This window comes from Mesorhizobium sp. M0768 (assembly GCF_040320195.1).
Classification (GTDB): Bacteria; Pseudomonadota; Alphaproteobacteria; order Rhizobiales; family Rhizobiaceae; genus Mesorhizobium.
On record NZ_JAMYPD010000013.1, the window covers coordinates 154,135 to 161,092 of the forward strand.

Below are 6,958 nucleotides of genomic sequence, written 5' to 3' on the forward strand. Positions count from 1 at the left end.
GTTCACCATGGCTGCGACCAAACACCAGACCCGCTACCGCGTGGAAGGCGTGGAGTGCGCCGGTTGCGCCAGCAAAATCGATACGGCCGTGCGGCGGATGCCTGGTGTTCAGGACATCAACGTATCCGTTTCGGCGGGCACTCTGACGGTCACTCATACTCCCGAAAGCAATCTCCGCGCGCTCGAGAGGAAGGTCACCGGCCTCGGCTACGCCGTCGCTCCGCTGACCTCCAAGTCTGGGACGCCGGCGCCCGATCAATCCGCCGATAACCATGCCGACGGAAGGCGCAATCACGACGAGAACGTAGCGGGGTCACATGATAACGATGATGCGCCGGCGTCGGAGCTATGGTGGGACAGCGCCAAGGGCCGCCTGGCCATCGCCAGCGGGGTCGCCTTGGCCGTGGCTTTCGCGATTGATTACGCCTGGCCCGCGACCGGCCCGTGGGCCTTCATCGCCGCAATGCTGCTCGGCCTGGCTCCGATCGCGCGCCGAGCGGCCATGGCCGCAGCGGCAGGCATTCCGTTCACAATCGAAATGCTGATGACTGTGGCGGCGGCCGGGGCCGTCAGCATCGGTGCCGGCGAGGAAGCGGCGACGGTGGTCTTCTTGTTCCTGATCGGCGAGTTGCTCGAAGGGGTTGCGGCCGGCAACGCACGGTCCAGTATTCAAGCGCTCACGACCCTCGTTCCCAAAACCGCGTTCGTCGAGAAAGACGGCCAGACCCGCGAGGTGCCGGCCGAAAGCCTGGCTGTGGGCGCCATCATCCTCGTGCGGCCGGGCGACCGGATTCCGGCTGACGGCGAGATCACCGAAGGCGGGAGCGCCATCGATGAATCACCCGTCTCCGGTGAAAGCGTGCCGGTGCGCAAGGACGTCGGCGACACGGTCTTTGCCGGCACTATCAACGGCGACGGCGTGCTGCGCGTCAAGGTGACGGCGACCGCCGCAGACAACACGATTGCACGCGTGATCAAGCTGGTCGAGGAGGCGCAGGAAAACAAGGCGCCGACCGAGCGCTTCATCGATCGCTTTTCGCGCTGGTACATGCCCGGCGTTGTCGCCGTCGCGGCGCTCGTGGCCACCACACCGCCGTTGCTCTTGGGCGGCGATTGGAACGAATGGATATACAAAGGGCTGGCGCTGCTGCTCATCGGCTGCCCGTGCGCACTGGTCATTTCAGTGCCGGCGGCGATCGCGGCGTCGCTTTCGGCCGGAGCCCGGCGCGGCCTGCTGATGAAAGGTGGGGCGGTGCTGGAAGGGCTCGCGACCATCAACGCCGTGGCGCTCGACAAGACCGGCACGCTGACGCTCGGCAAGCCACAGGTCACCGATGTCGTTGCGGTGGGTGCCGGTGAACGCGACATCCTTTCGCTGGCGGCAGCGCTTGAGATCGGCTCGAGCCATCCCCTCGCTTTGGCCATCCTCCAAAGGGCCAAAGCCGGCAACATTCCCGTGCCGCCTGCCGCCGAAGCCAAAGCGATCGGCGGTAAAGGGGTTATCGGTCGTGTCGGCGGCAAGAACCTGTTTCTGGGCTCGCCAGTCGCGGCGGGCGAGATAAACCTGCTGCCAGCAGACCAGGCGGCACGCATCGTGGCATTGAACGATGAAGGCAAGTCAGTGGCGGTGCTGCTTGTAGACAACGCGCTGGCCGGCTTCATTGCCATGCGCGACGAACGCCGGCCGGATGCTTTCGCCGGGTTAAAGGCGCTGACCAATGCAGGCATCAGGACAGTCATGCTAACCGGCGACAATAAGCGCACGGCGGCTGCCATTGGCAAACAGCTCGGCATCGAGGTGCGCGCCGAACTGCTCCCGGAGGACAAGCAGCGCATCCTCGGCGAGTTGAAGGGGCAGGGGCTTAGGGTAGCCAAGGTCGGCGACGGCATCAACGATGCGCCGGCACTTGCCGCCGCCGATGTCGGCATTGCCATGGGCGGCGGCACCGATGTGGCTCTTGAAACGGCTGACGCAGCGGTGCTGCATGGACGCGTCGGCGACGTTGCGGCCATGATCAGGCTGTCCCAAGCAACCATGGCCAACATCAAGCAGAACGTCACCATTGCGTTGGGCCTGAAGGCAGTGTTCCTGGTGACGACGATCGCCGGCATCACCAGCCTCTGGCCCGCCATTCTCGCGGACACCGGGGCGACGGTGTTGGTGACGGCCAATGCCATGCGGCTGTTGCGTTGGAAGAGCAGCTGGTAAGAGCGACAACGGCATCGTGTTAGGGCAGACCATGCAGCAAGCCATTGCGTCGGAAGGCCTTCGCCGGGTGGTGCTTGTCGTCGCACTGCTGAACCTGGGTTATTTCGGCATTGAATTCGCCGTCGCGCTGGCGATCGGCTCGGTGTCGCTGTTCGCCGACAGCGTCGATTTTCTGGAAGATGCCTCGGTCAATCTCCTCATACTGCTCGCCATGGGATGGTCGCTGCGTGCCCGCTCGCGGGTCGGCATGGCGCTGGCGCTTATCCTGCTGGTGCCGGGCCTGGCGACGCTGTGGACCGCGTGGGAAAAGTTCAACATGCCGGTGCCGCCGCAGCCAACGGCGCTGACGCTGGCGGGATTAGGCGCTCTGGCGGTCAATCTGTCGTGCGCCTACATGCTGGCGCGCTACCGCCATCACAGCGGCAGTCTTACCAGGGCGGCATTCCTCTCGGCCCGCAACGATGCGGTCGCCAATATTGCGATCATACTGGCCGGATTGGTGACGGCCTTCCTGTGGCGCTCGGCGTGGCCGGATTTGATCGTCGGCCTGGGAATCGCGGCACTGAATGCAGATGCGGCGCGCGAGGTCTGGGAGGCAGCTCGGGAAGAGCACCGGGCCGTTTCGTGAACTCCAAAACGCTGAGCGCGCTGCCGCATTGCCAATCCGCCAATGCAGCAGTCAGCCAGAAACTTGCGCGATCTCTAATATAATATCACCCTTTCAAAGCGGTCGGAGGGAGAACCGCTCATAAGTAAAAATCGGGAGGAAAAACCACGAACAGCATGAGCCTCACCACACTTGGACGAAGTCGACCGGGTCGAAGCGGTGAAGCGATGAACCGCTCAAGGCCACGCACGTCATCAAAAGGCCCGCGTCTCCGAAGCGGACGCGGGCCGATTTCGTCGGTATACGCTAGGCAGGTATCAAGACAGCGATGCGGTGGATGCCGACCACCTTGCTGGTGTTGGCTGCCTCGTCGGTCTTGCCCTTGGAGCAGGTGTACACGTCACCTTCCTTGAGCTTGAATTCCTTGTCCGCCTTCTTGATCGTGAATTCACCGGCAGCAATGGTGCAGACCATGTCGTTGTCCATCACCATTTGAGGGGCGGCTGCTCCGGGCTGAAAGACTATATCGACAATTGAGATGCTCTTGTAGGCGGGGATATCGGAATTGCCGGTGCCGACCTCGACCAATCTGACGCCGGGTGCAATCTCCTTGCCTTCCTTCGGGCCGTATTTCTTCACCTTTGCCGCCGCCGCCAGCGTGAACAAAGGCGTTACCGCTGCCGCCGTCACGCCGAGCGCAATCGCGGACCTGCGATTCATGGTTTTCATCGCGTCCTCCCATTTAATGTTTGGCCACGCACCAATGCGCATGACCACAATACATTAGCACACATGCAGATAATTGCAGCACGGCGTTTCGGAGCTTACGGAAGCGAACCGCCTCCCGGTCGAATGCGACCGAACAGCAAACAATTCCATGCTATGCTGGCGAGCCATCAAACGGGCGACGGGGGATAGCAATGTTGGAAACGGACAAGGTATTCGCTGGCTCAATTCCGGAAAACTACGACCGCTATATGGTGCCGTTGATTTTCGAGCCGTTCGCCGCAGATCTTGCACGACGAGCAGCGTCCTTGTCGCCAAGCGCCGTTCTGGAAACCGCCGCGGGCACCGGGGTTGTCACCCGCGCATTGGCGCCAAAACTGTCCGCCGATGCAAGCTGTGTCGTAACCGACCTCAACCAGCCGATGCTCGACTACGCCGCTTCGCGGCAAGCTCCCGACGATCGCATCAAATGGCGTCAGGCTGATGCTCTGGCGCTACCGTTCGAAAATGCGGCATTCGATCTCGTTTGTTGTCAGTTCGGTGCGATGTTCTTTCCCAACCGCTCATCCGCCTATCGCGAAGCCCGGCGAGTCCTGAAGCCCGGAGGACATTTTCTATTCAGCGTATGGGATCGCATCGAAGAGAATGTATTTGCCGACGATGTGACGAATGCCCTGGCGAGGATTTTTCCGAACGATCCGCCGCGCTTTCTGGCACGCACGCCGCATGGCTACCACGATACGGCATTGATCCGTAGCGAGCTGGAGGACGCAGGTTTTTCCGGTGTGGTGATCGAGACGAGGGCCGAACAAAGCCGTGCCTCCTCGCCGCGCGTTCCGGCCGTTGCTTATTGCCAGGGCACTCTCCTTCGCAATGAAATCGAGACCAGAGAGGCGGGAAAACTGGACGCTGCAACCGACTACGCCGCAGCCGCGATTGCTGACAGGCATGGCAGCGGCGAGGTTGCTGCCAAAATCCAGGCTCACATAGTGGTGGCTGTGGCCTAGGTGTTGGATATCCCGCTCCGGCACTTGGCGACATTCAGCTGCTGTGCGGCAAACATCTTGCCGCTATCCCGAATTCTCAGAGGTTAACGTTCATTCGCCCGAGTGGCAGGTCGACAAGTGCCAGGTCGATAATCGCCGGTTTGACCGATCGCCGGGGCTTGATGGCGGCGGCTGCCGGCCGCGCGATTCCGGTCGGCCCGGCTTCACTTTGGCAGCCATGGCCGACTCCGCCCAGCAAGGTCTAGTCATTTCGCTTTCTTGACTCGGCCGACAAAAACGGGCAGCAAAGTCATCATTGGAGGGCAGTTTTGCCACCTATGCAGGTTTTGGAGGGCGTTTTTCGGTGTGACCGTCGCCCAATCGGCGGTCGGTAGAGGGATTGGTTAACCAACTTTGTCCATCTTTTGAATCAATCGGCAACAGACGCAAAGCGTGCTGGGGGCACCAGGCGAACTGTGAATGTCACGGCTGCGAAATCCGCTAGCCGGCATCGGCCGATTGAGAGTGGTTGAATGGCGTTTGTAAGTGCGAAAACCCGGGGTGACAGTCCTGCAACTGGATTGACTTCGATGAGGCCCGGCCTGCGCTGGGTCGCGGTTCCGGCCGTCGGCGCAGCCATTGCTTTATGGTCGGTGGCGACCTTGGCCGGCCTTTATTCAGTGGGAACCTCGCTCAGCGCCGCTTCCAACGGTCTCCCGCAAAGCCTGCTCGCGCCGCGCACCATCGCGCTCGCCGATCCTCGCCGCAGCCTTCCAAAGGCGCAGGCCCCGACATGGGCCGCAGCAAACGCGGCGCTGTCGGCCAAGCTGCTGCAGCACGGATGCGATGCCAACTGCCTGCGGTCGGCGTCGAACTTCGTCCACCAGGGAAAATCGGCCCGCCTCAAGCGCAACACCGTGCCGCTTGTCGCTGATGCGTCGCGGCAATCGAGCTTCGACGACGTGGTCGCCAAGGCCGCGCTGTCGCCGCAAAAGCTTGCCGCCGCCTTTGCCCGTGCCTCAGCCGGCTCTCCCGTCATGCTCGCCAGCCTGCCGGCCGACGCCCGGTTCGCCGAGCCGGTACGCATACCCGACCCGAACGGCCCGGCGTCAGTGCGCTTCGGGCCCGCGGTGGCGGAGATCGAACGCTCGTCGCGCCTTGCGCTGGCGCTGGCGAATACATTGCCGGAGCAGATGATCGACGTGCTCCCGGCAGTCGTCGCGGCAAGCGAGCCCGCGGCTTCGCAAGAGCCGCAAGAACCTGAGGTCCAACTGGCCTCGCTGCCGCCGCAAGACGACATGCCCGACAGCATTCCGCTGCCGACGCTGCGTCCGCGGGCGGACATCGATAAGCTGGCCGAGGCGCCGCGGGCTCAAGCGTCAAGAGATCAGGCGCCAAAAGACCAGGCGCGAAAAGATCAGGCGCAAAAGGATCAGGCATCGAAAACGGAGCCGCCCAAGGCGCAGGCCTCCAGGACCGCCAAGGCGAGCAAGGTGCAGACGGCCGACGCTCCGCCGGTCGAGACGCAACCCGGCAGCCTGTCGCCTCGCAATTCGTCACAAGCGGCAGTGCCGGGTGTATCGGGCAAGCCGGGCAAACGTTCGAAGACGCAGGGCGGCGACATGCTGGCCTATGCCAAGCCCGACATGCCTTCCGGCGGACTCGGCGGAGCCTTCAGGAACCTGTTCACCACGCCCAACATGGGTACCGGCGTCGCCGTCTACGACATCTCGGCCAAGACCGTCTATATGCCCGACGGCTCGCGGCTGGAGGCACATTCGGGACTGGGCGCGATGGTCGACCAGCCACGCTACGTCCACAAGAAGAATGTCGGCCCGACGCCGCCGGACACCTACAATCTGACGATGCGGGAATCGCGCTTCCACGGCGTTGAGGCCATCCGTCTGACGCCGGCCAGCGGCAGCAACAAATATGGCCGCGACGGCCTGCTCGCCCACACCTACATGCTGCGCGGCGGCCGCGCCGAATCGAATGGCTGTGTCGTCTTCAAGGACTATGCCCGCTTCCTCGCCGCCTACAAGAAGGGCAAGATCAAGCGCCTCGTCGTGGTGCCGCGCCTGTCGAAGCCGCTGACACGCGTCGCCCAAGAGGGGCGAGGGGCTTAGGTCGCTCGCGGCAGCCCTTCATGGCTTCGTCATCCCAGGGCGGAGCGAACGCGAAGCGGAGCGCAGACCCTGGGATCCATGCCGTTACGTCAGCCGAAGAATGCAACGACGCAGATTGAAAGCCGTTCTGTAGCGATCCCTTTCACCTCCTGTCCTTCCCGCATCAAAAAGTCCCGCCCGTTGCAGCGCGGAGAGGTCACGGCATGATGGGGTGGACGGCGCCCGACGGCATCGGATGTGCCAGAATGAGTTCGTTGAGATCTCAAACAAGGGAGCCGTCCGTGGAACACCTTATCCGTATTGG

At 62.9% G+C, this 6,958-nt stretch carries 5 protein-coding genes; 4 read left to right on the forward strand and 1 reads right to left on the reverse strand.

The features are described from left to right. Positions 1 to 7: 7 nt before the first annotated feature. Positions 8 to 2,209, forward strand: a complete 2,202-nt coding sequence (locus NKI08_RS18490) for a heavy metal translocating P-type ATPase (protein ID WP_352771308.1) — start codon at positions 8 to 10, stop codon at positions 2,207 to 2,209. A gap of 31 nt (positions 2,210 to 2,240) precedes the next feature. Continuing rightward, entirely contained in the window at positions 2,241 to 2,837 is a 597-nt protein-coding gene (locus tag NKI08_RS18495; RefSeq protein ID WP_352771310.1) for a cation efflux transmembrane domain-containing protein, read from the forward strand. 285 nt (positions 2,838 to 3,122) lie between these two features. Here NKI08_RS18495 and NKI08_RS18500 read toward each other — a convergent pair whose 3' ends face one another. Further along, positions 3,123 to 3,545 carry a hypothetical protein gene (locus NKI08_RS18500; RefSeq protein ID WP_352473275.1) on the reverse strand — a complete coding sequence of 141 codons (423 nt, stop codon included), beginning with the start codon at positions 3,543 to 3,545 and terminating at the stop codon, positions 3,123 to 3,125. A gap of 191 nt (positions 3,546 to 3,736) precedes the next feature. On the opposite strand from NKI08_RS18500, the gene NKI08_RS18505 reads away from it, so the two are divergent. Together NKI08_RS18505 and NKI08_RS18510 are read left to right on the forward strand one after the other, a co-directional pair. Beyond that, positions 3,737 to 4,549, forward strand: coding sequence for a class I SAM-dependent methyltransferase (locus NKI08_RS18505; RefSeq protein ID WP_352771313.1), 813 nt, complete (start codon positions 3,737 to 3,739; stop codon positions 4,547 to 4,549). Positions 4,550 to 5,118: 569 nt separating this feature from the next. Beyond that, positions 5,119 to 6,654, forward strand: coding sequence for a tlde1 domain-containing protein (locus tag NKI08_RS18510; protein WP_352771315.1), 1,536 nt, complete (start codon positions 5,119 to 5,121; stop codon positions 6,652 to 6,654). The last annotated feature ends 304 nt before the right edge of the window (positions 6,655 to 6,958 follow it).